We start from the raw sequence: 24,549 nt of genomic DNA on the forward strand, positions 1-24,549 counted from the left end.
CCATTCCGAACCCGGAAGCTAAGGCCACCTGCGCCGATGGTACTGCACTCGACAGGGTGTGGGAGAGTAGGACACCGCCGGACAATCATTCACGATAGGGGACCCAGATTCTGGGTCCCCTATCGTCGTTTCAGGCACCTTGCCGTGCCCGGACGACGTCGCCGTGTCGGCCCCCACCACGACACGTGATTGAATTTGTGGGGCCCCCGACCACCTCTTGCGGACCTCAGAAAGGAATCACCGTGTCGGAACAGAACGACGACCGGAAGTCCTTCCGGCGCGGCGAGGGATCCGATCGCCCCTCCCAGGGCAGCGGCGATCCCAAGGACCGCGCCGACCGCGGTGACGGCCCGCGCGGCGGCTTCAAACGCGGTGATTCCAGCCAGCGCAGTGGTGGTTTCAAGCGAAACAACGACTCCGATGACCGCAGCGGCTCCGGCCAGCGCGGAAGTTCCAGTGACCGTGGCGGATCCGATCGCCGCGGCGATTCCGGAGGTCGCGGCGGTTTCGGCCAACGTAGCTCCGATGACCGTGGTGGATACCAGCGTCGCGAGGGTTCCGACCGTGGCAGCGACTCGCGTGGCAGCGGCGGATACAGCAATCGCGGCGGCTCCGGTGGTTTCAACCGTGGCGGTGATTCAGGTAGCCGCGGCGGTTTCAACCGTGGCGGCGACTCGAACGAGCGCGGTGGTTTCAACCGTAGCGGCGGTTCTAGCGACCGCGGCGGCTCGAACCGCGGCGGAGATTCCGATAGCCGTGGCGGCTTCAAGCGCAGCGGCGACTCAGCCCGCGGTGGTTTCAACCGCGACAGTGGCTCCGGCGAGCGCGGCGGATACAACCGCGGCGGCGATTCGACAGGCCGAGGTTCCGGCGATCGCGGCGGTTTCAACCGCAGTGGTGACTCTGGCGGGCGTGGCGGTTCCGGCGAGCGCGGTGGTTTCAACCGTTCTGGTGATTCCGATAGCCGCGGTGGTTTCAACCGCAGTGGTGACTCAGGTGGCCGCGGTGGTTTCAACCGATCTGGTGATTCCAGCGGTCGTGGTGATTCCAGCCAGCGCGGTGGTTCGAGCGATCGCGGTGGCTTCAATCGCGGCGGCTCGAGTGACCGCGGCGGATTCAATCGCAGTGGTTCGAGCGACCGTAGCGGCTCAAGCCGCGGTGGTGATTCCGATAGCCGTGGTGGCTTCAATCGCGGTGGCTCCGGTGACCGTGGTGGTTTCAACCGCTCTGGTGATTCCAGCGATCGCGGTGGTTTCAATCGTGGCGGCTCTGGTGATCGCGGCAGTTTCAACCGGTCTGGTGATTCCAGCCAGCGCGGTGGTTCGAGCGATCGCGGTGGTTTCAACCGTGGCGGTGACTTGAGCAATCGCGGTGGTTCTAATCGTTCCGGTGACTCCGATGATCGCGGCGGCTTCAACCGCAGCGACTCGGGTGACCGTGGCTTCAAGCGTGGCGGCGACTCGGGCGGTCGTGGTGGATTCGATCGCCGCGATTCGCGCGGCGACGGACCGGATGATCGGCGTCGTGGAGGTGAAGGCGCGCGTACCGGCGCCGGCGGCGATCGGTCGCAGGATCGACGCGCAGCGCGCCCGGAAGAGCCAGACCTTCCCGATGACGTGCAGGCAGCGGACCTGGATCCCACGGTCCGCCGCGACCTGCTGAGCCTGGACAAGACGAACGCGGAGGCCGTGGCCCGTCACCTGGTGATGGCTGTGCGCCTCATCGACGACGATCCGCGCCTGGCTCTCGCCCATGCCCGCGCTGCCCGCCAACGTGCAGGCCGTATCGCTGTGGTCCGCGAAACCGCAGGCGTCACCGCCTATCACGCGGGCGAATGGGCCGAGGCCCTCTCCGAGCTGCGCACCGCCCGCCGCATGTCCGGCGGCTCCGGCCTGCTCGCTGTGATGGCCGACTGCGAACGCGGTCTCGGCCGCCCCGAACGCGCCATCGAACTCGGCCGCAGTGACGAGGCCCGTGCCCTCAGCGGCGACGAAGCCACCGAACTCCGCATCGTCGTCGCAGGCGCCCGCATGGATCTCGGCGAGTACGACCAGGCCGTCGTCACTTTGCAAACCTCCGACCTGGACCCTGCCCGCACCGGCTCCGCCGCCGCCCGCCTCTTCTACGCCTACGCCGACGCCCTGGTAGCCGCAGGCCGCACCGACGAGGGCCTCACCTGGTTCCTCAACGCAGCCTCCGCCGACCTCGACGGCGAAACCGACGCCGAAGAACGCGCCGACGAATTAACCGGCGACAACCCCAACCCCTAGCCCACTCGCAGACCTGCCTTTAGCGCTAGCCCTCTACCCCAGCCAAAGCTGGAGCAGAGGGCTAGTTTGCGTTCGCCACTATGGGTCCGACAACCAGAACGCTGCGCCGTGGCAGGGAGACGGCCCCGAACCGCCTACCCGGATTACGTTCTACTGCAACGCAATCCGGGCCGCCCGAGCTGCGGAGCAAATCGCCTTGCGGGCCGTTGGACGGAGCAACGCTCAGGACTGGTCTATAAACAGTTCGTCGACGGTGGCGATCGTCAGGAGGCGCTTGAACCAGCGGTCAAGGGTATCGCTGTCTCGGCAGGCCAGGATGCGTTCGCGGGCATCGTCGGGCACGTGGACTTCGCGGAGTTCCAAAATCTCCACGACGCACTTCGCGCGGGTGGCGACACCGCCCTCGGCGCGCAATGCGTTGGACGTTTCGGAGCGGAAGAACGAGAGGTCCATGGTCATCAGTGTCCTCCAGTATTTGAGAGCTGGGCTATTGGCCAGGCCTTGCTCGGTGAGTTCGGCGAAGATGGCGTGTTCGCGGTGGTCGCCGATGCTGCGGAGGGCGGCCGCCAGCGTCCTCAGTATCGCATTGACGTCGGGGTCTTTGGCGTGGGTGATGGCGGAGAGGGTGGCCAACGGGATGTCGGATTTGGCCGTGTCGATGTCGGTGATCGACGGGACGTTGTGGGGGCCGAGGATCAACGGGCACACAATGAGACTTGGCCATTGCTCCATGCCGATGCGCAGTGGGCCGGTTGCCCATTCGGCGGTTGTCTTGTCTTGGCAGACGACGAGCAGGACTACCGGCAGCGTGTATTTCGCGTAGAGGTGGGACAGGTAGTAGGCCCAGGCTGGCGGCCGGGTTGCGTCTTCTTTGCTTTGTGCTTCGACGAGCAATAGGAATGGGCCGGTTGCGGTTTCGATGCGGAGGATGGTGTCGGCTCGGCGTTCGACGGGGGTGGGTTCGGTCAGGTCGGTCGATAGGAGGATCACCTCGGTCGGGTCGGGGAAGGGGAGGTGGAGGGCGCGAAAAGCGCGGGCGAAGGTGCCCGGGTCGTGCTGGAAGAGGCGGTGCATCGCCTCGTGTTGGGAGCTGACCATGGGCGCCACCGTACGCACGAAAATCGAAAATTCGTTCGAGGGTTGTTGATTGATCATGTTTGCTCGGCGTGGCTTTGGACACGCCGTGGCGGGTGTCGCGCGAACCTCTGTGGAGCTGGACGTTGGTACAAGAAATCGCGAAGGGTGGTGACAGGAAGTGTTGTCCTGTAACAGATTACGAAAGCAGAACTGGAACGTTCCTAACTGGAATGGTCCAGTTGGCGCGGTAGGGCGGGAGCCGGTTGACGCCGTGCGATTCCTGTCGGTCCGCTGGCGTAGTGTTCGGATGTCCTGAGCCGACGGTGCGATCCGAACGGCGATGGACGGAAGGTTCGGCACGGCGCCGATCGGTGACACGGAGAGTGGTGTGAAGCGGCTACGAGATCGCTACGAAGCCTTGCTGCTTGATCTGGACGGCACCCTGTATCGCGGGCATGCGGTGATCGAGGGTGCGCCGGAGGCGTTGGCCGGGGTGGAGCAGCGGCTGATGTACGTCACGAACAATGCCAGCCGCAGTCCGGAGACGGTGGCCGCGCATCTGGTGGAACTCGGCTTTCCCGCGACCGTCGATACGGTCGTGACGAGCGCGCAGGCGGCGGCTCGACTGCTGGCCGAGCGGCTGGAGACCGGCGCGACCGTCCTGGTGGTCGGCACCGATGACCTGGCCGCCGAGGTCACCGCGGTCGGCTTGCGCCCGGTGCGCCGCTTCGACGGCGATGTGCCTGCCGCTGTGGTGCAAGGACATTCGCCCCAGACCTGCTGGGCCGATCTCGCCGAAGCCGCCTATGCGCTGCGCAAGGACGCACTGTGGGTCGCGGCAAACACGGACAAGACTTTGCCGAACGAACGCGGCCTCGCGCCGGGTAACGGCTCGATGGTTGCGGCGTTGCGCACGGCGTCCGAGCGGGAACCGATCGTGGCGGGCAAGCCCTACGCACCGCTGCTCGAAGACGCCCTCGTCCGCGCGGGCACCCGCAGTGCGCTGGTGGTCGGCGACCGGCTCGACACCGACATCGAGGGCGCGAACACCGTCGGCCTGGAATCGCTGCTGGTGTTGACCGGCGTGAGCACCCTCGACGAGCTGAAAGGTGCGAGCGCCGAGTCCATTCCGACCTACGTGGCCGACTCGCTGGACGCACTGAATCATCCGCCGGTCCCCGCCGAGCCCGGCAACGATGTCGCAGACCTGGCCGACCGGTTGCGACGCAACCAAGGCAGAGCCGTAAGGGTGCGGGCGTCCGCATCGGAAATCCGATAGCGTTGACGCCACGATGACTACTCCCATGCCCCGCCCAACCGGCCCCGGAATGCACCAGGCAGCCGCGAACGAGCCTCGTCCAGGGGTTCCGCTGCCCGGCCAGCATCTGCCGGGCGCGCCAGGGCGTCCGGAGCCGGCCGACCCGGAGCGCATCCGCAGCGAGATCGACGGTCTGCTCAGCGAACTCGCCACCCGCACCAACTGGCCGGGCGGCCCAGCGCACACCGGCGATGCCGAAGCAGGCGCCGACATCACCCGCCGGGCCCGCATCCTCGAGCAGGCCCACGACGTGCTCGTGCAGGCCTTGGCCACGGTGGACAAGATCTGAGGTGGCCAGACGCGCACGCGTGGACGCCGAACTGGTCCGCCGCGGACTGGCGAGATCGCGGGAACACGCGGTCGAGCTGATCGGCGCGGGTCGCGTCCTGATTGCTGGAACGGTCGCCGTGAAACCGGCGACCGCGGTCGAAGCGGGCACCCCGCTGCTGGTGCGCGCGCAACCGGATGAGGTGTCGTGGGCTTCCCGCGGCGCGCACAAGCTGCTCGGTGCGCTGGCCGCGTTCGAACCGGCCGGGCTCTCCATTGCGGGCAAACGCTGCCTCGACGCGGGCGCGTCGACCGGCGGCTTCACCGATGTGCTGTTGTCGCGGGGCGCTCGCCATGTGGTCGCGGTGGATGTCGGTTACGGCCAACTGATTTGGCGCCTGCAGAACGACGACCGGGTCGAGGTGCTCGATCGCACCAATGTGCGTTCGGTCGACCTCGAGATGATCGGCGAACCCGTCGACGTGGTGGTCGGTGACTTGTCGTTCATCTCGCTCAACTTGGTCTTGCCTGCGCTTGCCGCATGCAGCGCGCCGGGCGCAGATCTGCTGCCGATGGTGAAACCCCAGTTCGAAGTCGGTAAGGAACGCGTCGGCGCGGGCGGCGTCGTCCGCGATCCCGGACTCCGCGCCGAGACGGTCCGCACTGTTGCCGCCGCGGCGGCCGACCTCGGACTGCACACGCAGGGCGTGGTGGCCAGCCCGCTGCCCGGTCCCTCCGGCAATGTCGAATACTTTTTGTGGCTGCGCAAGGACGGGCAGTCCGAATACGACGAAGAGCGGGTAACGGCTCTCGTCGAGCGTGCGGTTGAGGAGGGTCCACAGTGAACGCGCCGACCAGCTCTGAGGGCCGGGAGATTCTGCTGGTCTCGCATCCGGGCCGGGCGGAGATCATCGAGACCGCGCACCGGGTGGCGAAGATCTTCGCGGACGCGGGCATCTGCCTGCGCGTCCTGGCGGATGAGGCGGACAGCACCCGATTCGAGGCCGAGCCGGGTGGTTATCCGGTGAACGTTGTCGAACACGGCCCGGACGCGGCGGTCGGCTGCGAGATGGTGCTTGTCCTCGGCGGCGACGGCACTTTCCTGCGCGCCGCGGAGCTGGCCCGTCCGGCCGGGGTGCCGGTGCTGGGAATCAACCTGGGCCGCATCGGCTTTCTGACCGAGGCCGAGGCCGAGCATCTGGATGACGCGCTGGCCCATGTGGTTCGGCGCGACTACAACATCGAACATCGGATGACCATCGACGTTTCCGTCCGCGTGGACGACGAGGTGGTGCAGACCGGCTGGGCGTTGAACGAGGCCAGCATCGAAAACGCTTCGCGGATGGGCGTATTGGAGTTGGTGCTGGAGGTGGACGGGCGCCCGGTGTCGGCGTTCGGCTGCGACGGCATCCTGATCTCGACGCCCACCGGTTCGACCGCGTACGCGTTCTCCGCGGGCGGCCCGGTGGTGTGGCCGGAACTCGAAGCGCTGCTGGTGATTCCGAGCAACGCGCATGCTTTGTTCGCGCGGCCGCTGGTGACCAGCCCGGAATCGCGGATCGCGGTGGAGTCGGTGGCGACGGGTCATGATGCGATAGTTTTCCTGGATGGCAGGCGCACCCTCGAGCTGCCGCGCGGCGGCCGGTTGGAGGCGGTGCGTGGCGCCAAGCCGGTGCGGTGGGTGCGGTTGGATTCCGCGCCGTTCGCGGACCGGATGGTGCGCAAGTTCCAATTGCCCGTGACAGGCTGGCGTGGCCGCCCGTCTGTGCGATCAGGCGCGGAGGCGGCAGCGCGCGTAACCACGGAGCGCCCGAGCGCAGGCGAGATTGAATACCGCCGAACGGAGAGCACGCATGCTGACAGAGATCAGGATTGACGGCCTTGGCGTCATTTCCACGGCCACCGCGCAATTCCACGAGGGTCTCACCGTCCTCACCGGCGAGACCGGCGCGGGCAAGACCATGGTGGTCACCAGCCTGCACCTGTTGAGCGGTGCGCGGGCGGATGCGGGCCGGGTCCGGCTCGGCGCCGCGCGCGCTGTCGTCGAGGGCCGGTTCACTGTCGACGACGTGAACGACGCGGCACGGGCCGAGGTGACGCAGGTGCTGGAATCGGCTGCGGCCGAACAGGATGACGACGGCAGCATCATCGCGATCCGCACGGTCGGCAGCGATGGCCGCTCGCGTGCGCACCTGGGCGGGCGCGGCGTGCCCGCCTCGGTCCTCGCCGATTTCACCGCGCCGCTGCTGACGGTGCACGGCCAGAACGATCAGCTGCGGTTGCAGCGCCCCGATCAACAGCTGTCCGCGCTGGACCAGTTCGCCGCCGACACGATCGCGCCGCTGCTGCGCAAATACGGTGTGCAGCGGCGTTCCTGGCTGGACGCGCGCACCGAACTGCTCGAACGGACTGCGCGCAGCAGGGAATTGGCGCAGGAGGCGGATCGGCTGCAGCATTCGCTGTCCGAGATCGACGCCATCGCACCGGAACCCGGTGAGGATGTGCGCATCGTGGACGAGGTGCGCAGGCTCAGCGACCTCGATTCGCTGCGTGAGGCGGCGGCGACCGCGCATGACGCGCTTGCGGGTCCGGCCGATGCGCCCGAAGACGGTTCCGGCGCACTGGAATTGCTCGGCGTCGCCCGGTCTCGCATCGAGTCGGCCGACGATCCGGCGCTGATCGGCTTGACGCCGCGACTCGTCGAGGCCATCGAGGCGGTGGTAGATCTGACCACCGAGCTCAGCGGCTATCTGTCGGATCTGCCGTCGGATCCCGGTGCGCTCGACTCGCTGCTCACCAGGCAGGCCGAGTTGAAGTCGTTGACCCGCAAGTACGCACCCGATATCGACGGCGTGATCGCCTGGGCCGACGAGGCGCGCTCCCGGCTCGGTTCGCTCGATGTCTCCGAGGAAGCGTTGGCGGCCTTGGCCGCTGAGGTCGATATCGCGGCCGAGCGGGTCAGGGAGGCGGCGCGCAAGTTGAGCACCGCGCGCACGAAGGCGGCGGGCAAGCTCGCCTCCGCGGTGAGCGCCGAGCTGGGTGGTTTGGCGATGGGGAAGGCCAAGCTCGAGGTCGAGGTGCGTCCGGTGCCTGCGGGACCGCAGGATTCGGCGCCGCTGACCATCGACGGCAAAGACGTGCATGCCGGGTCGTCTGGCATCGACGAGGTGGAATTTCGGCTGTCCGCGCATTCGGGTGCGCAGTCACTTCCGTTGAGCAAGAGCGCATCCGGCGGTGAGCTCTCCCGGGTGATGCTCGCGCTCGAGGTGGTGCTCGCCCGCTCCGATCACGGGGCGACCATGGTGTTCGACGAGGTCGACGCGGGTGTCGGCGGCCGGGCCGCGGTGGAGATCGGCCGGAGGCTGGCCCGGCTGGCGCGAACCCATCAGGTGATCGTGGTGACGCACTTGCCGCAGGTCGCGGCCTTCGCGGACACCCACCTGGTGGTCGACAAGTCCGACGACGGCAAGGGCACCGTCAACAGCGGGGTCCGTGCGCTGACCAAGGACGAACGAGTAAAGGAATTGGCCCGCATGCTGGCCGGTTTGGACGACACCGAAACCGGCAGGGCGCACGCCGAGGAACTCCTCGAAACCGCCCGCTCCGAAAAGACCGAAGCCACCGTCTAACTCGGCAAGCGCCGACCACGAGTGGCACATGGCTGCGGGAAAGTGCGAGTAGCACACACGGTGGTGTGCCACTCGTCGGCGATCTCGGCTACTTGACGGCCTTCTGCGCGGCCTTGATGAACTGGGTGATCAGGTTCTTCAACCCGAATTCGAGCACCTTGGCGGGCACGGGCAGGCTCGGGTCGGATTCCATCGTGTAGGACACCAGCGTCCCGTTGTCCGCGTCGCTGAACGTGACGACGCCGACGTGCCGCTTCACCGGCGCGCCCTTGACGATCTTGTATTCCATCCGCTCGCCGGGCACCAGCTTGGTGATCTCCTCGGTGACGCCGACCGGTCCGACGCCGAGCAGATGCTGCGCGCCGACCCCTTCGCGCTCGGTCAGGCCCGGCTTGGTCAGCTTGACCTGGATCGGGAGGTAGGGGTTGATGCTCTCGCGGTCGGCGAAGAGCCGGTACACGACCTCACGCGGGGCGGCGATGACGGCGTCGACGGTTGTGCTGGCCATGGGGGTCTCCTCTTCGAGTTACCTGTGACCCGCAGCATATAGGTATCACCGGGGCTGCCCGTGCGGGTGTGTTATCGGCGTCACAGACAGTTCGATTGTCGCATCGTGGCGTCGCGCGTCAGCCCGCTTGCTTCGGCAGGGTGACGGTGGCGCGGTAGGCGGGGCAGTGCTCCAGTTCGCCGTCGCGCGGACAGGTGAGCAGGTAGTCCAAATAGGCGCGGGCGATGTCGAGTTCGGCCATCTTCCGGTCGATCGAGGCGAGGTGGTTGGTCACCGTGCCGCGCCAGTCCGGGTCGGTGCTGCGCGCGGTAAGCAGGGATGCGATCTCGTCGAGGCTCATCAGACCGGTGCTCTGCCACTGCTTGATCAGGGCGATCCGGTAGAGCTGGTCCTCGTCGTAGCAGCGACGGCCGCCGCGGCGGTGCGGCGTGAGCAGGCCGCGGCGTTCCCAGTAGTGCAGCGTGGACAGCGGGATGTGGAAGTGGTCGACCACGGTGGAGATCTCGGTCAGCTCGGGCATATCACCAGTTGACCTCAACTCGGGTTGAACGGGCAAGGTAACCCTTACCTTATTTGATCAATTCCGGAGGGTGGACGATGTATTCCATTGCCGACGCTGCTCGCGCACTGCGTGCGGGCGAAACGACGAGCGCGGCGCTGATCGAGTCCGCGATCGCGCTCGCCGACCGGCACGACGCCGACCTCGGCGTCTATCTGACCCGTTTCGACGAGGCCGCGCGACGACAGGCCAGGCAGGCCGACGACGAGCGGGCGCGCGGGCTCGATCGCGGGATCTTGCACGGCATTCCGATCGCCGTGAAGGACAACATCGCGGCGGCCGACGGGCCGACCACGGCACAGAGCCTGGTGCACGACCGTGCCTGGGGTATGGGACTGGACGCACCGGTGGTCGCCAGGATGAAGGCGGCCGGTGCGATCATCACCGGGAAGACCACGACAATGGAATTCGGTTGTGGTGTACCGGATTCCGGCAAGCCGTTTCCGTTGCCGCGCAATCCGTGGGAGCCGACCAGGTGGGCAGGCGGTTCCAGCTCCGGTACGGCGAGCGGCATTGCCGCCGGGCTGTTTCCGGCGGGCCTCGGCTCCGACACAGCGGGCAGTATTCGGATGCCCGCCGCCTTCTGCGGCATCACCGGTCTGCTGCCGACCTTCGGCCGGGTGCCGAAATCAGGTTGTGTGCCACTGGGTTACAGTCTTGATCGGGTCGGTCCGCTGGCGCGCACCGCGGCCGACTGCGCCGCAGTGCTGGAGGTGATCGCGGGTGCGCATCCGAGCGACCCGGACAGCGTGGACGGTGCCTTCACTTCGGGTCCGCCGATGCCCGACCTGGTCGGGTTGCGGGTCGGGGTGGCGCGACAGGAGGACCTCCCGTTGCCCGCCGATCCTGAGCTGTCGGGCGTATTCGACCGTGCGATAGGGGTACTCGTCGCCTGCGGTGCGGACGTCGACGAGATCGCGCTGCCTTACCGGCGTGAAACCACCACCGCGACCTTCGTCACCGCCGTTGCCGAGGGGCTTGCCTATCACCGGACCGATCTGAGGCAACGCTGGGACGACTACTTCGTTGCGGCACGCGGGCTGCTGGCCAAAGGTGCCCTGATATCCGGTGCGGATTATGTTCAGGCGCAACGGGTCCGTCGGGTCGCTCAGACGGCGATGAGCGAGCTGTTCGACCGGATCGATGTGATCGTCTGTCCCACCGCCGCTATCACTGCGCCGCGTTTCGACCAATTGGTCGATGCGGCAGGCCATCAGGACGACGCCGGCGTGTTCGGGATGCTCGACACCGCGTACTGGAACGCTCTCGGCACGCCAGTCTTGGCGCTGCCCATGGGTTTCGGCGCAGACGGGCTACCACTGTCGCTACAGATCGCCGGACCTGCGTTCGGTGATGCGACGATCCTGCGCGTCGGAGAAGTGTTTCAACAGCACACCGATTGGCACACTCAGGTGCCGCCCATCCGGACGGCGGTGGTGGCGTGATCAAGCATCAGCGAGTGAACGTGCCAGTGCGCGCGACCGACCCGAGCTTCAGCGAGGTGCAATCGTGAGTACCTCCGAGAAGCGCGGCACCGAACTGCCGGACATGGCAGTGATCCGTGGTGCAGAGGACCCCGTCCGAACCCTGCTCGCCGCCGCAGGCTTACCGGCCGATGCGGCCGAAATACGCGGCCAGGCAGCCAAATACCACGACTTCCGCGCGGCAGTCGACGCGCTCTACGCGATTCCCGCAGTGCGATACGCGGATCCGGCGCTGCGCTTCGACGTGCGTCCAACCCGTGAGGGGTGGGGCGACTCGTGGGCGACGGCGGGACTTGATGCGCCCCCGTGTGATGAGGAGCGGGGCCGGTGAGCGCGTTGACGACGAAGCACGTCGACAGACGACAGGGCAGTGCGCGGCAGTCGCAGCTGGTGCTTGCGCTGGCTTGCCTCGGATCGTTTTCCGTGATTATCGACGCCACCATCGTTTCGATCACGTTGCCCGACCTGCGTGCCGATCTCGGCTTCACGCCTGCGACGCTGCCGTGGGCGGTCAACGCGTACATGTTGGCGTTCGCCGGGGGTCTGTTGTTCGGCGGCCGGTGCGCGGACGTGTTCGGCCGTCGGCGAATTCTGTTGGTGGGGTTGGGGATATTCACCGTGGCGCGTGTCGCGGTGGGGTTCGCCGACTCGCCCGTGTTCCTGCTGATCGCCCGTGCGGTGCAGGGGCTCGGCGGTGCGCTGCTGATGCCGGTGACGTTGTCGATGCTGACCGCCGCATTCGTCGAGCCTGCGGCTAGAGCCCGCGCGCTGGCCATATGGAGTGCGGTGGGAGCAGCGGGCGCCGCGGCGGGACCGGTGCTCGGCGGTGTGCTCACTCAGGTGGCGGGGTGGCGCTGGGTCTTCTTCGTCATCGCGCCATTGGGGGTGATCGGCATGATCGGTGCGATGGTGGTGCTGCCGCCTCGGGACACCGCGGTCGTGCGGCCGCGGCTGGACGTCCTCGGCGCGGTGCTGGTTACCGCGGGGATCACCGGCGTGGTTTTGGCGATCATGCGTTCGGCGGCAGCGGGTTTTGGTGATCCCACGGTGTATGTCGCCATGCTCGCTGGTGTTGCGTTGATCGCGATGTTCGCTGTGCACCAGGCCTTCTGGTCGGCAGAGCCGCTGGTGCCGTTGAGTATCTTCCGGCTGCGTTCGGTGACAAGCGCCAACGTGGTGATCTTCCTTCTCGGCGTCGGCTTCCTCGGCAGCCCGGTTCTGCTATCGCTGTACATGCAAGACGTGTACGGCTATTCGCCACTGCTGGCCGGAGTGGGCTACCTGCCATCCGGGGTGGCGATGATCTGCGGTTCCCGCTCGGCCGGATGGCTCACCGTCCGGTTGGGACCGCGCCGCGCCGCCGCGCTGTGCTGTGCGATCGGCGGTACCGGGTTCGCATGCACCGCAGTCGGAATCGCGCTCAACGCACCGTACTTCTGGTCGGTCCTGGTGGCAGGCATGATCTTCGGCTTCGGCACCGCTGCCGCGTTCACCCCGCTCACCGTCGCCGCGACCGACGGAGTACCGCCCGAACGCAACGGCCTGGCCGCGGGCGTCCTCAACACAGTCCGCCAGACCAGCGGCGCGGTCGGCCTCGCCGCACTCAGCGCGGTCGCGTTGAACGCCGGCTACGCAACCGCTTTCGCCGTCTGTGCCGCATGCCTCGTCGCCGCCGGTGTGGTTGCCCGAATCCTCATGCCGCACTGAGTGAAACGCGCCGCAGCGGATACAGATCCTGAAAGGCACGCGGCCGTGTGCAGGGGCGGGGTTCGTATCGAGGGGGTACTGGTGCAGGTGGCTTGGGCGATGCCTACACCAGTTCCCCATGATCGCTTGACCAACTCCGGAAGGGGCGGGATTCTGCGGTCAGTCGCGTTCGGGGCCGAGGCTGATGCCGCGGGTGGCCAGCCAGGGGAGGGGATCGACGCGGTCGGTGCCGTTCAGCCAGACCTCGAAATGGCAGTGCGGGCCGGTGGTTTCGCCGCGGTTGCCGACGGTGGCGATCTGGTCGCCCGCCATGACGTGCTGGCCGATCGACACCAGTGCGGTGTTGATGTGGCCGTAGACGGTGATGGTGCCGTCGTCGCCGAGCAGGCGCACCCACATACCGAACCCGCTGGCCGGGCCCGCGCTGATGACGGTGCCGTCCTCGACGGCGACGATCGGGGTGCCGATCGGTGCGGCCACGTCGACGCCGGCATGTAGTGCGCCCCAGCGCATTCCGTAACCCGAGGTGAAGACGCCGGTGGTGAACTTGGTGAACAGCGGGCGCAGCTTCGCGTCGGCCGCCGCGGAGATGTCCTCGGCGACCTTGTCGCCGTTGTGCAGCATGTCGGCGAATTGTCCGAGGCCGACCGGACCTTCGTCGAGCAAGCCAGGGTCGACGCTGTCCGGTGCGGTGTCGGCGACTTGCCGTTGTCCCATCGCCATCGGTTCGACGCTCTGCGCCGGTGCTTGGTGGTCCGTGCTGGCCGCGGCAGTTTGGATCGCGGCGACGAAAGCTCCCGCGGCCACCGCGACGACGGCGGCCCGACCCTTCAGCGCGGACGGCGGTGGCGGCATTCGATGCCTGCCGCCGCGGCGTGTGCGCTGCACCGGCCGATCCGTATTCGACCAATGCGCAGGATCATTCGACCCGGACTCCGCGTCACGCGGCGACGGCCACGGATCATTCGAGGACAGCCACTGATCATCTGCCGACGGCCACTCGTCATCGAACGATGCCCACCGGCCATCACCCGAGGCCCAATGATCGTCCGCTGACGGCTGGTTGGCATTCGACAACGCCTGCTTGCCGTCATCTCGTGATGGCCGTGGGTCGTTGGACAACGGCCACCGATCATCTGGTGACGGCCGGGGGTTGTCGGCGGACGGCCGCCGATCACTGGATGATGCTCGCGGGTAGTCGGATGTCGGCCATCGCCGGTCCGACGAAGCCGGGTTGGTGGATGGCCAGCGATTGTTCGATGACGACCGCTGGTTGTCGGTGGATGGCCGCCGATCGTCGGACGAGGCTCGCCGAGCAGCCGACTGCGGCCAGCGATCACTCGACGAGGCTCGTTGATTGTCCGTCGAACGGCGAGCGCTGGACGCGTGCTGATTATCCTTCGGCCGCCGAGCAGCCGGTGGCCGCTGATCGTCTACTAACTGGCGATCGTTCGCCGGTGTCCTTTGGTCTGCCGCCCGGCGATCATTCGCCGATGTCCATTGGCCTGCCGCCTGGCGATCGTTCGCCGATGGCCGCTGATCGTCTATCGCCTCGCGGTCATTCGCCGATGTCCACTGGTCGTCTAGCGACTGATACCCCTCCGACAGGCCCCATTGATCCCCCGCCGCCCACTGATCATCGGCAAAACCCCACCGATCGCCCGCCGCTGGCCACTGATCTTCGGCCGCCAGCGGATTGGCCCTCCGCGCGTGATAGCCATGACTTTGCTGAGCGTCGCCGGAGGTGCGCCGCTCGAATGCGAGTTGCTGATCGAACTTCAGCTGCTCGTATCGACTCATCGAGCCGACCGCGTTTGTCGGGAATGTCCAGAACCCGCCCATATGGGGGAAACGTCTGGTCTCTGACGCAACCGTCCGATATGTGTGGTGTTTCCGGGGAGCATCACGCAGTCGTCCTTTACGGCGTCACATCGAGGGGTTCGTGGATATCGGTCGACGGTAACGAAACGGTAGCGGTCTCGCTCGTTAGGCACGCGAAATAGGCACAGAACTGTGATGGTCGCCATAGTTTGGTGTCGGAAACGCCGCACGCACCGCTCTCTCGGCCGAGTTTTCCCAGCGTGTCACGCGTCGTGTCGTTGTGGTCACAGTGACGAATGTGGTAGGCGGTACGGCGCGCCTCCACCAACGGTTGAGGGTTTGCGTGCAGCATCGGGGCCATGAAGATGCTGGCGCTGTTGTCGCGGAACACCGAAACGCTGCCCGGCCTCACCGGGATCGCCCGGGTGGATCGCAATACCCGGCGCCTGCTGAAGCGCGTCGGACCGGGGGACGTCGTCATTCTCGACGAGATGGATCTGGACCGGCTCACCGCCGATCGCCTGGTCGAGGCGGGGGTGGTCGCGGTGATCAACACCTCGCCGTCGATTTCCGGCCGCTACCCCAACCTGGGCCCGGAAGTGCTGGTGGCCAACGGGATTCTGCTGCTGGACACGGTGAGCTCGGACGCGTTCAGCCGGATCAAGGACGGCGTCAAGGTCCGCATCGACGAAGGCGTCGTTTACGCGGACAAGGTGACGAAGAAGGAGCCGGAAGCCCTGGTCAAGGGCATCGAGCTCACCGCAGCCGATATCGCGGAGCGGATGATCGAGGCGCGCAACGGGCTGGCCGATCACCTGGAGGCGTTCGCGGGCAACACCATCGAGTTCATCCGCACCGAGAGCGCGTTGCTCATCGACGGCATCGGCGTGCCGGAGCTGCAGCTGACGATGAAGCACCGGCATGTGGTCGTGGTGGCCGATGGTCCCGATCACGTCGAGGATCTGAAGAAGCTCAAGCCGTTCATCAAGGAGTACGTGCCGATCATGGTCGGCGTCGGCCGCGGCGCGGACACCCTGATGAAGCACAGCTACCGGCCCGACCTGGTGGTCGGCGACCCGGACGAGATCAGCACCGCCACACTGAAATGCGGCGCCGAGGTGATCCTGCCCGCCGACACCGACGGCCACGCCAAGGGCCTGGAACGCATCCAGGACCTCGGCATCGGCGCGACCACCTTCCCGTCCTCCGGCTCGCCCGCCGACTTGGCGCTGCTGCTCGCGCACCATCACGGCGCGTCGCTGATCGTCACCGCGGGCGCGGCCGCCACCCTCGACGACTTCTTCGACCGGAGCCGCCGCGAGAGCAACCCGGCCACCTTCCTGACCAGGCTCAAGCTCGGCACCAAGTTGATGGACGCCAAGGCCGTCGCCACGCTGTATCGGAATCGGGTGTCCGGCATCGGTGTCGCGCTGGTGGTGCTCGCCGCCCTGGTCGCGGTGATCGTCGTGCTGCTCGCCTCGAACACCGGCACCGACGCCATCGGCTGGGCTGCAGACACCTGGAATCGTTTTGCACTGTGGGCGCAGGGCTTAGTCGGCGCCGGCACTCAATGACCAAGGGAGAACGATGATTTCGTTACGCCAGCACGCCGTCTCGATCGTGGCGATCTTCTTGGCGCTCGCCATCGGCGTCGTGCTCGGCTCGCAGACGCTGGCCGCGGATCTGCTGTCCGGTTTGCGCGCGGACAAGTCGGATCTGCGTCATCAGGTCGACACGGTGTCCGAGCAGAACCGGCGCCTCACCGACGAGTTGAACGCGGCCGACCGCTTCATCGCGGGCTCCGCGGGCCGCATCCTCGGCGGGACACTCGCCGAGCGCACCGCCGTCGTGTTCACCACCCCTGACGCCGACCCCGCCGACATCGATGGCGTGACGAAGTCGCTGGAGACTTCGGGCGCGGCGATCACCGGCCGCATCGCGCTCACCGATGCCTTCACCGACGCCACCGAGGGCGACCGGATGCGCACCACGGTCACCAACGTGATCCCCGCTGGCGCCCAATTGCGCACCGGCGCAGTCGATCAGGGCAGCATGGCAGGCGACCTTCTCGGCCTGGTGTTGCTGCTCGATCCGGCCAACGGGCAAACCCGCGGCACCCCACAGGAATTGGGCCTCGTCCTGGAGACCTTGCGCGGCGGCGGCTTCCTCGCCTACGGCGACACCCCCGTGCGCCCGGCCCAACTCGCGGTGGTGATCACCGGCAACGGCGCCAAGTCCGCCGAGAACAGCCAAGGCGCCAACGTCGCGCGCTTTGCAGGTGCCCTCCGCGGCCGCGGCGCGGGCGTCGTCCTCGCCGGCCGTTCCGGCGCCGCCGAAACCCCCGGCCCCCTCGCCGTCGTCCGCTCCGACGGCGCACTCGCCACCACGGTCAGCACCGTCGACAACCTCGACCGGGAAATCGGCCGGGTCACCACCGTCCTCGCCCTGACCGAACAGCTGAACGGCGGCACCGGCCGATACGGAACCGGCAACAAAGCGACCTCCCTCACTCTCGCCTCAGCTCCGCGTTAGGCGGCGCCGCGGCCATCTCACAGCAAACGAGCGTGGCGTTCGATCTGGACGACTGATCCGTGTTACCGTGAAGACCCGTGGGTCATACACGGAATCAGGCGCGAACGGCCACGAAGCACATCTTCGTCAGCGGTGGAGTCGCCTCCTCATTGGGTAAAGGTCTTACCGCCTCCAGCCTCGGTCAGCTGTTGACGGCGCGTGGACTGCGCGTCACGATGCAGAAACTCGACCCTTACTTGAACGTCGATCCCGGCACCATGAATCCCTTCCAGCATGGTGAGGTCTTCGTGACGGAAGACGGGGCCGAGACCGATCTGGATGTCGGTCACTACGAGCGGTTCCTCGACAGGGACCTGACCCGGGACGCGAATGTGACTACCGGGCAAATCTATTCGACCGTGATCGCCAAGGAGCGTCGCGGCGAATACCTCGGCGACACGGTGCAGGTGATCCCGCACATCACCGACGAGATCAAGAGCAGGGTGCTCGCCATGAGCGCTCCTGACCCGCAGGGTCAGACTCCGGACGTGGTGATCACCGAGATCGGTGGCACCGTCGGCGACATCGAGTCGCAGCCGTTTCTCGAAGCGGCTCGCCAGATCCGCCACGACGTCGGCCGGGACAACGTCTTCTTCCTGCATGTGTCGCTGGTGCCGTATCTGGCGCCGTCCGGCGAGCTCAAGACGAAGCCGACGCAGCATTCGGTGGCGGCGTTGCGCAATATCGGCATCCAGCCCGATGCGCTGATCTTGCGCTGCGACCGTGAGGTGCCGCAGGCGTTGAAGAGCAAGATCGCGCTCATGTGTGACGTCGATGTCGACGCCTGCATTTCCACGCCGGACGCGCCGTCGATCTACGACATCCCGCGCGTGCTGCACCGGGAGGGCCTCGACGCCTACGTGGTGCGCAAGCTCGGCCTGCCGTTCCGCGACGTGGACTGGACCGTGTGGGGCGACCTGCTCGATCGGGTGCATTCGCCGCGCGAAACGGTCGAGGTCGCGCTGGTCGGCAAGTATGTCGATCTGCCTGACGCCTACCTGTCGGTCACCGAGGCGCTGCGCGCGGGCGGGTTCGCTTCGCGGGCCAAGGTCCAGATTCGCTGGGTGCCTTCGGATGAATGTGAGACTCCGGCGGGCGCGCAGGCCGCGTTGCGTGACGTGGACGCGGTGCTGATCCCCGGCGGCTTCGGCATCCGCGGCATCGAGGGCAAGGTCGGCGCCATCCGCTATGCCCGCGCCCGCGGGATTCCGCTGCTCGGCTTGTGCCTCGGCTTACAGTGCGTGGTCATCGAGGCGGCGCGGTCGGTCGGTCTGGTCGAGGCCAACTCGGCCGAATTCGAGCCGGACACCCCGCATCCCGTCATTTCCACCATGGCCGATCAGGAGCAGGCCGTGGCGGGCGAGGCGGATCTGGGCGGCACCATGCGGCTCGGCGCCTACCCGGCCACCTTGGCGAAGGGTTCGGTGGTGGCGCGGGCGTACGGCAGCGAGCAGGTGTCCGAGCGGCACCGGCATCGCTACGAGGTGAACAACGCCTACCGCGACAAGATCGCCGAGAGCGGTCTGCGGTTCAGCGGCACCTCGCCGGACGGGCACCTGGTGGAGTTCGTCGAGTTGCCCGCCGATGTGCACCCGTTCTTCGTCGCCACCCAGGCGCATCCCGAGTTGAAGAGCAGGCCGACTCGTCCGCATCCGCTGTTCGCGGCATTGGTGGCGGCGGCGTTGACCTACAAACTGGCCGAACGCCTTCCGGTCGACATTCCGGACGAGGAATTCGCGGGCGCGACCGAGCAGGCGTAGGGCGATGAGCGACGAGGGACCCGCCCAACCGGGCGGCCACGCTTTCGAGACGGTCTCCAGCGAGACCGTATACAGCGGCGCGATTCTCGCGCTGCGGCTCGATCAGGTCCGGATGCCCGGCGGCAAGATCGCCGAGCGCGAGGTGATCGAGCACCACGGCGCCGTCGCTGTCGCCGCCATCGATGATGACGACAACGTGGTGCTGATCAATCAGTACCGCCACCCGATCGGCAGGCGGCTGCTCGAGCTGCCCGCGGGCTTGCTCGATCTGCCCGGCGAGGATCCGCTCGTCGCCGCGCAGCGCGAGCTGGCCGAGGAGACCGGGCTGGCCGCCAGGGAATGGGCGGTGCTGGTGGATGTGGCGTTGTCGCCCGGGTTCACCGATGAGGCACTGCGGGTGTATGTCGCGCGTGGGCTATACGAAACCGACCAGCCCGAGCCTGAATTCGAGGAAGCCGACCTGCAGATCGTGCGGATGCCGGTCGCCGAGGCGGTGCGTGCGGCGCTGGCCGGGGAGATCGTCAATGCGACCGCCGTTGCCGGGGTGCTCGCGCTCGCCGCGGCGCGTGCGAATGGTCTCGAGCTACGGGCGGCCGACGCGCCGTGGCCCGGGCAGCCCACCGCGTTCCTGCGCCGCAAGGCGGCTCAGCGGTCCGCGGACTGACGCCGGATGCCGGTGCTCCCGCGGGAGTTGGACGCCTATCTCGACCATTTGACGGTCGAGCGTGGTGTCGCGCGCAACACCCTCGGTGCGTACCGGCGTGACCTCGGACGGTATCTCGACTTCCTGACCGGGCGCGGCATCACCGCGCTCGATCAGGTCGCCGAGGGTGATGTCGCCGAGTTCACCATGGCGTTGCGGGCTGGTGGCGCCGAGCATCCGCCGCTGGCCGCGAGTTCGGTTGCCCGCGCGCTGATCGCGGTACGTGGGTTGCATCGTTTCGCCGCGGCCGAAGGCATGACCGTGACCGATGTCGCGCATGCGGTGAAGCCGCCCGCCCCGGGACGCAGGCTGCCCAAGGCCTTGCCGTACGCCGAGGTGCTGAAGTTGCTGGAGGCGGCGGGCGGTGCCGCGGTGGACGATTCGGCGGTAACGCCGGGCAACGACGGCGGTCCGCGCGGATTGCGCGACCGTGCCCTGCTGGAACTGCTCTATTCCACCGGTGCCCGCATCTCGGAGATGGTCGGCCTCGACGTCGACGACATCGACACCGACGATCGTGCCGTCGTGCTCCGCGGCAAGGGTGGAAAGCAGCGCATGGTGCCGATCGGCAGGCCCGCGCTCGCCGCGGTCGACGCGTATCTGGTGCGCGGCAGGCCGGTGCTTGCCGCGAGCGGAAAAGGCAACGCGGGCGCGCTGTTTCTCAATGCGCGCGGCGGACGGCTGTCGCGGCAGAGCGCATGGCAGGTGCTGCAGACCGCGGCCGAACGCGCAGGCATCGCCGCCACTGTCTCACCGCACACCTTGCGGCATTCCTTCGCCACCCACCTCCTCGAAGGCGGCGCCGACGTCCGCGTCGTCCAGGAACTCCTCGGCCACGCCTCGGTGACGACCACCCAGATCTACACCCTGGTCACCGTCAACACCCTCCGCGAGGTCTGGGCCACCGCCCACCCCCGCGCCCGCTAGCCGCCGCGCTCGATCCCCACCCCCTCCCGTTCTGACGCGCCCCTGACCCGCTGCGGGCCAACGAGTCTCACAGGCCTTGCATACGGTTCACAGGGCGTACAGCCTCTGTGAACGGTACGGACGGTCTGTGGTCTGCGCCCTATCTGTCGCTTGTTCAGGGCGCGGAAGAAATCGGACTGAGGTCCGGTTGGATTGCTGTGCTGAGGGCTGCGCTGTGTGGCCGGCATGAGTGAGGTGAGTTGAATGGCAAAGTCTTTCATCGTTCAGGCGGCCGATGTCGAAACGGTGCAGTTGCCCGGGGGCGGGTCCTTCCAGCTGCTGGAGGACAGTGAGAAGTCCGAGGGGCTGTTCGGGGCCAATCGTCTCGTGCTCGCCGCAGGCGCGAATGGCACACGGCCGCACCACCACACGCAGTCGACCGAAATCTTCTACATCCTCGACGGCACCATGGAGTTTCTCGTCGACGGCGAACTGAGCTCGGTGCACAAAGGCGGACTGGTCGTCGTGCCGCCGGGCGTCGTGCACGCCTTCGGCGCGTCGGCGGACGGACCCGCCGAGTTTTTGGCAGTGCTGACACCGGGTATCGTCCGATTCGAGTACTTCCGGCAGCTGGGCCGGATTGCCCGCGGGGAGGCGGAATGGGACAGCATGGACGACTTGCACGACCGCTTCGACGTGCACTTCGACGGTGACGCGGAGTGGCGCTGACCGAAACGCGGTAGCGTTCTGCTGTTCGCGGCCCGGCGTGGTGCCGCGAACACGCCGCGCGCGTCGCGGCACTTGCGCGCTCGTAAGCGGTAGCGTCTATCGAGAGCTGGACCGTACGAAAGCGAGGTCGGGCCTGATCGGCCCCGCTACGCTCGGCGAGGCAACGGGCAGGAACGTATAAGGAGCAGCGGATCGTGACATCAGCCGGAGCGGCAGAGCCGCCGATGGGTGCTGGGGCGGAGCCGCATCCGGGTCCGAAATCGGTACCGGCGGCCGAAACCCTATGGGGCTTAGGCGCCGATCTCCCCACCGAGGACGCGGCGCTCGGCCCGACCGGGCGTCCACTGCGCTTGGTACCGGACCCGCCACCGGTCGAGCGGCACGGCGATGCCCTCATCGTCGCCATGTGCAATCAGAAGGGCGGCGTCGGCAAGACGACCTCCACCATCAATCTCGGTGCCGCGCTGGCCGAATACGGGCGCAAGGTGCTGCTCGTCGACCTCGACCCGCAGGGTGCGCTGTCGGCGGGATTGGGTGTTGCGCACCACGATCTGGACCTGACCGTGCACAACCTGCTGGTCGGCTCCAAAGGATCGATCGACGATGTGCTGATGCAGACCCGGGTCGAGAACCTGGACCTGCTGCCAAGCAACATCGACCTGTCGGCCGCGGAAATCCAGCTGGTCAACGAGGTCGGTAGGGAGCAGTCCCTCGGCAGGGCACTGGAACCCGTGCGCGACCAGTACGACTACATCATCATCGACTGTCAGCCGTCGCTCGGATTGCTGACCGTCAACGCGCTGGCCTGCTCCGACGGTGTGATCATTCCGATGGAATGCGAGTACTTCTCGCTGCGCGGGCTAGCGCTGCTCAATGACACCGTGGAGAAGGTGCGCGACCGGCTCAACCCGCGGCTGAGCCTCTACGGGATAGTGGTCACCATGTTCGATGCCCGACTACTCCACTCGCGCCAAGTGATGGCGCGCGTCGTCGAGGTGTTCGGCGACCTGGTCTACGACGCGGCGATCTCACGGACCGTCCGATTCCCCGACGCCAGCGTCGCAGGCGAACCGATCACCACCTGGGCACCGAAATCCGGTGGGGCCGAAGCATATCGGGCGATGGCGCGGGAAGTCATCCACCGGTCCGGCCGGTGATCGGCAGCAACGAACCCGCGCCATCCTCCACCACCCATACGCCCGGCTCGGGGTTCGCCATCGGCGACGACCTCGCACCGGGCGACCTGCTCGAGCGGGCCGCCGCCCGCCCCGACGATTCGGACGAGGCCGATGCGGTGACTTCGAGCGATGGTGAATCGGCTGCCGCGGCAACCCCCACCGACGCCAACCCCGACGTACCCGACACGTTCGCCGCGAACCGCGCGGTTCCCGCCGAGTTCGACGCCGCCGCCGTGGCAGCCGAGGCCGAGCCTGATGCCGCGATTGCGGTGGACGAGGCTGCTGTGTCCGAGGATTCGGTCGCCGCGAATCGTCCGGTCTCTGGCGGGCACGCCGCCGCTGGCGTGGCAGGCGATGCTGCTGGCGATGCCGTTGACGCCGTGGCCGGTGCCGCGTTCGCGCCGGATGAGGTTGCTACGTTCGAGGATATGGCTACCGCGAACAGTGCGGACTCCGACGGGCATGACGCCGCCGGTGTAGCAGGCGCTGCCGAGGCTGGGTTGGCCGCTGCCGCTGCGGTGGGCGAGGTAGCCGCCGCAGGGCACGACGCTGCTGACGTGGCTGGTGATGCTGCTGTCGCCGCTGGTGATGGTGCCGCCGCGATCGTGGCGGCCGAGCGTGATGTCGCGAGCGTGGGCGATGTTGCTGTGACCGGGGATTCGACTGCCACGGGCGAGGCGGCCCCTGTGGGGCATGACGCTGCTGGCGTGGCAGGCGATGGCGTCGACGATGCTTCCGTCGCGGGCGAATCTGCTGACGCTGCGGGTGATGCCGCCGCGGTCGTGGCGGGTGAAGCCGCCGACGAGACTTCTGTTGTAGGCGATGGCGCCGACGCGGCTGGTAATGGTGCGGGCGCGGGCGATGGTGCCGCGGCCGGGGATTCGGGTGCCGCTGGTGATGGGGCGGGGGAGGCAGGTAAGGAGAAGTCTGGGTTTCATCTGCGGCTCAGTAATTTTCAGGGGCCGTTTGATCTGTTGTTGACGTTGATCAGTTCGCGGAAGTTGGACGTCACCGAGGTGGCGTTGCATCAGGTCACCGATGAGTTCATTGCTTATACGAAGGCGTTGACTGCGGCGCTGTCCGACAATGCGGCGACGCAGGCGTTGCGGGCAGACAAGATTCTGGACCAGACGACCGAATTCCTGGTGGTCGCAGCCACGTTGCTCGATTTGAAGGCGGCGCGGTTGCTGCCGTCGGGCGAGGTGACCGACGCCGACGATCTCGAACTGCTCGAGGCGCGCGACCTGCTGTTCGCCCGGCTGCTGCAGTATCGGGCGTTCAAGCAGGTTGCCGAGTTGCTCGGCGAACTGGAGGCCGTTGCGCTGCGGCGATACCCGCGCGCGGTCGGCCTGGAGGAGCGCTTCGCCGACCTGCTGCCCGAGGTTACGCTGGGAGTTGACGCGCATGAGTTGGCCGCGATCGCCGCGGCGGCCTTCCGGCCTCGCCCGGTGCCCAAGGTCGGCCTCGACCATCTGCACGCGCACGCCATCTCGGTCGCCGACCAGGCCGCGCTCGTGCTCGAACGGCTGAAGCTGCGCGGCAGAGGCGGCTGGACGACGTTCGGCGAACTGGTCGCCGACTGCGACGTGCCGATCGAGATCGTCGCCCGCTTCCTGGCACTGCTAGAGCTGTACCGAGGCAAGACGATCGAGTTCGACCAGCCCGACCCGCTCGGCCAGCTGTCGATCAGCTGGATCGGCGAGGAAGCACCGGGCGAACCCACCGAAGTCGTGACAATCGAGGAGGACTACGGGTGACCGAGCGCAGCGAAGGTGCGGTCGTCAACGACGAGACCGTCGACGCCGCACTCGACGAACCACGCGAGTCCGACACCATCGAGTCGGAAGGCGCCGCCGAGTCCGACACCGAGCGAGCCGCGTCCGCGAGCCAGGCCGCGTCGAGTGGCCGCGTCGCCACCGCGTCGAGCGGACGGGTCGCGACCGCGTCGAGCGGCAAGGTGCGATCGGCGCCCGGCACCGATCGGACGCAGGCCGCCGAGCAGTCGGCGGCTGCCGCCTCGTCGACGCAGCCCAGCGACGGCGACACGACTGCTCGCAATGAA

At 67.4% G+C, this 24,549-nt stretch carries 22 protein-coding genes; 18 read left to right on the forward strand and 4 right to left on the reverse strand.

Going from position 1 to position 24,549, the window contains the following annotated elements; genetic code table 11:
• Window positions 1–456: 456 nt before the first annotated feature.
• Together ACGFNJ_RS38945 and ACGFNJ_RS38950 are read left to right on the forward strand one after the other, a co-directional pair.
• Entirely contained in the window at window positions 457–1,362 is a 906-nt protein-coding gene (locus tag ACGFNJ_RS38945; RefSeq protein WP_393460571.1) for a hypothetical protein, read from the forward strand.
• Window positions 1,359–2,270, forward strand: a complete 912-nt coding sequence (locus tag ACGFNJ_RS38950) for a tetratricopeptide repeat protein (RefSeq protein WP_393460574.1) — start codon at window positions 1,359–1,361, stop codon at window positions 2,268–2,270. Before ACGFNJ_RS38945 ends, ACGFNJ_RS38950 begins: the two co-directional genes overlap by 4 nt.
• A gap of 222 nt (window positions 2,271–2,492) precedes the next feature.
• On the opposite strand, the gene ACGFNJ_RS38955 is transcribed toward ACGFNJ_RS38950, so the two are convergent.
• Entirely contained in the window at window positions 2,493–3,425 is a 933-nt protein-coding gene (locus ACGFNJ_RS38955; protein ID WP_393460577.1) for a hypothetical protein, read from the reverse strand.
• A 310-nt stretch (window positions 3,426–3,735) separates the two neighbouring features.
• On the opposite strand from ACGFNJ_RS38955, the gene ACGFNJ_RS38960 reads away from it, so the two are divergent.
• The 5 genes from ACGFNJ_RS38960 to recN are packed head-to-tail and all read left to right on the forward strand — an operon-like array spanning window position 3,736 to window position 8,561.
• Window positions 3,736–4,626: an HAD-IIA family hydrolase gene (locus ACGFNJ_RS38960; RefSeq protein WP_393460580.1), complete on the forward strand. Its 891-nt coding sequence runs from the start codon at window positions 3,736–3,738 to the stop codon at window positions 4,624–4,626.
• 25 nt (window positions 4,627–4,651) lie between these two features.
• A complete protein-coding gene (locus ACGFNJ_RS38965; RefSeq protein ID WP_393460582.1) occupies window positions 4,652–4,954 on the forward strand; it encodes a hypothetical protein in 303 nt (100 codons plus the stop codon).
• Between the two features lies 1 nt (window position 4,955).
• On the forward strand, window positions 4,956–5,777 hold the full coding sequence (locus tag ACGFNJ_RS38970; protein ID WP_393460585.1) for a TlyA family RNA methyltransferase: 822 nt from the start codon (window positions 4,956–4,958) through the stop codon (window positions 5,775–5,777).
• Window positions 5,774–6,808: an NAD kinase gene (locus ACGFNJ_RS38975; RefSeq protein WP_069166374.1), complete on the forward strand. Its 1,035-nt coding sequence runs from the start codon at window positions 5,774–5,776 to the stop codon at window positions 6,806–6,808. The genes ACGFNJ_RS38970 and ACGFNJ_RS38975 overlap by 4 nt, the downstream gene beginning before the upstream one ends.
• On the forward strand, window positions 6,786–8,561 hold the full coding sequence (recN, locus tag ACGFNJ_RS38980) for a DNA repair protein RecN (protein ID WP_393460589.1): 1,776 nt from the start codon (window positions 6,786–6,788) through the stop codon (window positions 8,559–8,561). The genes ACGFNJ_RS38975 and recN overlap by 23 nt, the downstream gene beginning before the upstream one ends.
• Window positions 8,562–8,649: 88 nt before the next feature.
• On the opposite strand, the gene ACGFNJ_RS38985 is transcribed toward recN, so the two are convergent.
• The gene (locus tag ACGFNJ_RS38985; RefSeq protein ID WP_069166376.1) at window positions 8,650–9,069 is read right to left on the reverse strand and encodes an SRPBCC family protein; all 420 of its coding nucleotides are present in this window, start codon (window positions 9,067–9,069) and stop codon (window positions 8,650–8,652) included.
• A gap of 118 nt (window positions 9,070–9,187) precedes the next feature.
• A complete protein-coding gene (locus ACGFNJ_RS38990; protein WP_393460592.1) occupies window positions 9,188–9,589 on the reverse strand; it encodes a MerR family transcriptional regulator in 402 nt (133 codons plus the stop codon).
• 77 nt (window positions 9,590–9,666) lie between these two features.
• Here ACGFNJ_RS38990 and ACGFNJ_RS38995 point away from each other — a divergent pair, with 77 nt between their 5' ends.
• The 3 genes from ACGFNJ_RS38995 to ACGFNJ_RS39005 all read left to right on the forward strand — a co-directional run bounded on the left by ACGFNJ_RS38995 (window position 9,667) and on the right by ACGFNJ_RS39005 (window position 12,819).
• On the forward strand, window positions 9,667–11,073 hold the full coding sequence (locus tag ACGFNJ_RS38995) for an amidase (protein ID WP_393460595.1): 1,407 nt from the start codon (window positions 9,667–9,669) through the stop codon (window positions 11,071–11,073).
• Between the two features lie 64 nt (window positions 11,074–11,137).
• A complete protein-coding gene (locus ACGFNJ_RS39000) occupies window positions 11,138–11,443 on the forward strand; it encodes a hypothetical protein (RefSeq protein WP_393460598.1) in 306 nt (101 codons plus the stop codon).
• A complete protein-coding gene (locus ACGFNJ_RS39005) occupies window positions 11,440–12,819 on the forward strand; it encodes a DHA2 family efflux MFS transporter permease subunit (RefSeq protein WP_393460601.1) in 1,380 nt (459 codons plus the stop codon). Before ACGFNJ_RS39000 ends, ACGFNJ_RS39005 begins: the two co-directional genes overlap by 4 nt.
• Window positions 12,820–12,978: 159 nt before the next feature.
• On the opposite strand, the gene ACGFNJ_RS39010 is transcribed toward ACGFNJ_RS39005, so the two are convergent.
• Entirely contained in the window at window positions 12,979–13,896 is a 918-nt protein-coding gene (locus ACGFNJ_RS39010; RefSeq protein WP_393461102.1) for a M23 family metallopeptidase, read from the reverse strand.
• Window positions 13,897–14,999: 1,103 nt separating this feature from the next.
• Between ACGFNJ_RS39010 and steA the strand changes: the two genes are divergently transcribed.
• The 8 genes from steA (at window position 15,000) to ACGFNJ_RS39050 (ending at window position 24,244) form a co-directional block, all read left to right on the forward strand.
• Window positions 15,000–16,214, forward strand: coding sequence for a putative cytokinetic ring protein SteA (gene steA, locus ACGFNJ_RS39015; RefSeq protein WP_393460604.1), 1,215 nt, complete (start codon window positions 15,000–15,002; stop codon window positions 16,212–16,214).
• A 13-nt stretch (window positions 16,215–16,227) separates the two neighbouring features.
• Entirely contained in the window at window positions 16,228–17,172 is a 945-nt protein-coding gene (locus ACGFNJ_RS39020) for a copper transporter (RefSeq protein ID WP_393460607.1), read from the forward strand.
• Between the two features lie 77 nt (window positions 17,173–17,249).
• Window positions 17,250–18,971 carry a CTP synthase gene (locus tag ACGFNJ_RS39025; protein WP_393460610.1) on the forward strand — a complete coding sequence of 574 codons (1,722 nt, stop codon included), beginning with the start codon at window positions 17,250–17,252 and terminating at the stop codon, window positions 18,969–18,971.
• A gap of 4 nt (window positions 18,972–18,975) precedes the next feature.
• Window positions 18,976–19,635, forward strand: a complete 660-nt coding sequence (locus tag ACGFNJ_RS39030) for an NUDIX domain-containing protein (protein WP_393460613.1) — start codon at window positions 18,976–18,978, stop codon at window positions 19,633–19,635.
• Between the two features lie 6 nt (window positions 19,636–19,641).
• Complete coding sequence (xerD, locus tag ACGFNJ_RS39035) at window positions 19,642–20,601, forward strand: site-specific tyrosine recombinase XerD (RefSeq protein WP_393460616.1); 960 nt, start codon at window positions 19,642–19,644, stop codon at window positions 20,599–20,601.
• A 243-nt stretch (window positions 20,602–20,844) separates the two neighbouring features.
• Complete coding sequence (locus ACGFNJ_RS39040; protein WP_393460619.1) at window positions 20,845–21,309, forward strand: cupin domain-containing protein; 465 nt, start codon at window positions 20,845–20,847, stop codon at window positions 21,307–21,309.
• A gap of 224 nt (window positions 21,310–21,533) precedes the next feature.
• Window positions 21,534–22,466 carry a ParA family protein gene (locus ACGFNJ_RS39045; RefSeq protein WP_393461104.1) on the forward strand — a complete coding sequence of 311 codons (933 nt, stop codon included), beginning with the start codon at window positions 21,534–21,536 and terminating at the stop codon, window positions 22,464–22,466.
• Window positions 22,467–23,425: 959 nt separating this feature from the next.
• Window positions 23,426–24,244 carry a segregation and condensation protein A gene (locus ACGFNJ_RS39050; RefSeq protein ID WP_393461106.1) on the forward strand — a complete coding sequence of 273 codons (819 nt, stop codon included), beginning with the start codon at window positions 23,426–23,428 and terminating at the stop codon, window positions 24,242–24,244.
• Window positions 24,245–24,549 lie beyond the last annotated feature (305 nt).

The sequence above is a fragment of the Nocardia sp. NPDC049149 genome (genome assembly GCF_043197455.1).
In the GTDB taxonomy this organism is placed as follows: Bacteria; Actinomycetota; Actinomycetes; order Mycobacteriales; family Mycobacteriaceae; genus Nocardia.